The organism is Brevundimonas sp. (assembly GCF_016463485.1).
GTDB lineage: Bacteria > Pseudomonadota > Alphaproteobacteria > Caulobacterales > Caulobacteraceae > Brevundimonas.
Window position 1 is genome coordinate 1 of the sequence record NZ_JAEMRD010000236.1, and the last position, 2,724, is coordinate 2,724.

3 protein-coding genes and 1 tRNA gene are annotated in these 2,724 nt (G+C 63.1%); 2 read left to right on the top strand and 2 right to left on the bottom strand.

Translation table 11 applies throughout. The features are described from left to right. Positions 1-685, bottom strand: a 685-nt coding sequence (locus JHC99_RS18360; RefSeq protein WP_292156134.1) for a septal ring lytic transglycosylase RlpA family protein, incomplete at its 3' end; no start/stop codon positions are given. 77 nt (positions 686-762) lie between these two features. Here JHC99_RS18360 and JHC99_RS18365 point away from each other — a divergent pair. Continuing rightward, a tRNA-Ser gene (locus tag JHC99_RS18365) sits at positions 763-852 on the top strand. 17 nt (positions 853-869) lie between these two features. Further along, complete coding sequence (locus JHC99_RS18370) at positions 870-1,793, top strand: hypothetical protein (RefSeq protein WP_292156132.1); 924 nt, start codon at positions 870-872, stop codon at positions 1,791-1,793. Positions 1,794-2,136: 343 nt separating this feature from the next. Here the strand turns inward: JHC99_RS18370 and JHC99_RS18375 are convergent. After that, a partial coding sequence (locus JHC99_RS18375; protein WP_292156133.1) for a gamma-glutamyl-gamma-aminobutyrate hydrolase family protein occupies positions 2,137-2,724 on the bottom strand: 588 nt, incomplete at its 5' end.

The window sequence follows — 2,724 nt, forward strand, 5'->3', positions numbered from 1 at the left end:
CGGCGACCGTGCGGGCCTGATCCTGCTGCGGATAGGCGGCGACCTGAAGCCAGAATGTCTCGTCCGAAATCGTCGGCGCCGGCGCAATGACCGGCGGGGACGGAGGCGGAGCCGCGGCCATCTGCAACACCGTGCCGCCGCCCAGACGGGGGGCGCGGCCGAGATAGCGCACCCTCACCTCCCCGACCCCGCGCGACAGCATGTCCAGCGCCTCGGCCGCGCCGCGCGACAGGTCGATGATCCGGTCGTCGACGAACGGGCCCCGGTCATTGACCCGCAGAACGACCCGGCGGCCGTTGGCCAGGTTCGTCACCTCCACCAGTCCCGGCAGCGGCAGTGTCTTGTGAGCCGCCGTCAGCCCATGCATGTCGAACCGCTCGCCGGTCGCCGTGGGCCTCCCGTTGAACTGATCGCCGTACCAGGACGCCAGCCCGACCTGATCGTAGGCCGGTTGCTCCTCGGGCTGATACCAGCGCCCCCGGATCTGATACCGGCGCATGGTCCCCGACACGATCGGCGCCGGGTCCGTCACCACGGGCGCCGCCTCGGCCAGACGGGGTCCGCCGCGCGTGGGTCCCGACGGACCGCCCGAGGTCGCCCCCGCGCTGGCGCAGGCGGCCAGCAGGGCCGTCACGGCGACGACGACCGACGCTCTGGAGGCGCGGCGGAGGAGAAGGGGCGACATCGACATGGCGAAATCATCGCCGAACCGATTTCCGTTTTGGTTAACGCGAGATGCGCTGCTATGCCCCCTCTCCAGCCGGACAGGTGGCCGAGTGGTTTAAGGCAGCGGTCTTGAAAACCGCCGTAGGTGAAAGCCTACCGTGGGTTCGAATCCCACCCTGTCCGCCATCTCCTTGAAACGGGCTATGGCCCAACATCGCGCCGGCCATCGGCCACGTGGTGAAGAGAACCGGAGACGTTCCGTGACTTTAACGCGTGTCTCGCTGTCGCAACCGGACCGCCGTTTCATTATCGGTCGCTCCGCTGGGTGCTGCAATAAATGCAGGATACAAGTCTTTCGGGAGAATGAGTTCGCGGAGAAGGCGCGCCTCGGCGACGATGCGCATATTCGGGCATACTCCGACGACGGTCCGCGGGGCGGCGAAAACCCAGTCACGGGCGAGCTAAACGGTCGAGCGAACATCATTTTGCTGTGCAAGAACTGCCATAGCGAAATCGATCAACATCCCTTGAAGTTCACGGTTTCTGTTCTCACCGCAATGCGAGAGGATCACTACGCGTGGGCAGACGAGCGTCTTGGTCATACGCAAGTGCGCAAGCCAAAATTTCACTATATTCTTTATCTTAATACACCCCGAGTCGATATGTACGCCGTGGCGAATTCGCTATCGCTACCCCAGTTTGACTTCGGAAGTGCAAATCGGTTCCGTGACCTCGGATTCGAGGCGGGAAGAGTGATGGCCTCTTACACATCCATCCTCAACAGTGAGGACTTGTATGCAAGCCAGGTCGCCGAGGTAGATGACATTTCGGGGCTTGAAGTTGGCCAGTACTGCTTCCTCGAGCCGATGAATTTCCGCACGGTTGCAGTCAAGGAAGGGGCCGACTTGGAGGCCGCATGGGCTTCAGATAAGAGCATTATCTATCGGCGCTTTGGAGATTGGACACTGATCTGTCTGATCGACCCAAGATGGATCACCACATCGACAGCAGGCTCGACACTCAGATCCGGTCAGGCGCAGCTTTGTGGAGTATTTCGGATCAACCGTACCGACCCCGAAACGCGTAAGGCCTACGCCTCACCTTTGTTTATCGCACAGAAGGGATAGATAAATGCGTGTTGACTACGCCGCTGCACAAGCGCGTTTCGCTGCCTATGACGCTCTGGGCCCGATTGGCGAGAACGGACCAGTCTGGCATGGTCCTATCGAAAACTGTGACGTGTGCTCCCGGCCGATGGACGGGGAAATGTACATGATTGACGGTCCGGCCCAAGCTGCCGGAGGTGCAAGGTGGGGGAATCTCTGCGTAGTTTGCGCCGCCAAAAGCGTCCCAACAATCGGATGGGGGAAGGCTCAGCTATACAGGCGCCAAGGAGTTGTATGGCACCTTGTCGCTGGAGGGCCGCCCTCGAGTTACGCCTTTTAGGTCAGCTCAAACCTCAACCAGCGGTCAGACCAGTCGGCTCTGCACCACCGCCGCCTCGATAAAGCTCGCAAACAGCGGGTGCGGCTTGAACGGCCGGCTCTTCAGCTCCGGGTGGTACTGGACGCCGATGAACCACGGATGGTCGGTGCGCTCCACCGTTTCCGGCAGGACGCCGTCAGGCGACAGGCCGGCGAAGACCAGACCGCTGGCCTCGATCGCCTCGCGATAGTTGATGTTGACCTCGTAGCGGTGGCGGTGGCGCTCGCTGATGGCGGTCGTGCCGTAGATCTCCGCGATCTTCGACCCCGGCGCCAGGGTCGAGTCATAGGCGCCCAGACGCATGGTGCCGCCCAGGTCCCCGCCCTGCTGACGCAGCACCCGCTGGTTGCCCTGGGTCCATTCGGTCATCAGGCCGACGACCGGCTCCTCGGTCGGGCCGAACTCGGTGGACGAGGCCTTCGCCAGACCCGCCTGGTTCCGGGCCGCCTCGATCACCGCCATCTGCATGCCGAAACAGATGCCGAAATAGGGGATGTTGCGCTCGCGGGCGAACCGGGCCGCCTCGATCTTGCCCTCGGCCCCGCGCTCGCCGAAGCCGCCGGGCACCAGCAC

Coding starts and splice junctions, on each gene's coding strand:
- JHC99_RS18370 (WP_292156132.1), top strand. CDS start 870: ATGGCCCAACATCGCGCCGGCCATCGGCCACGTGGTGAAGAGAACCGG.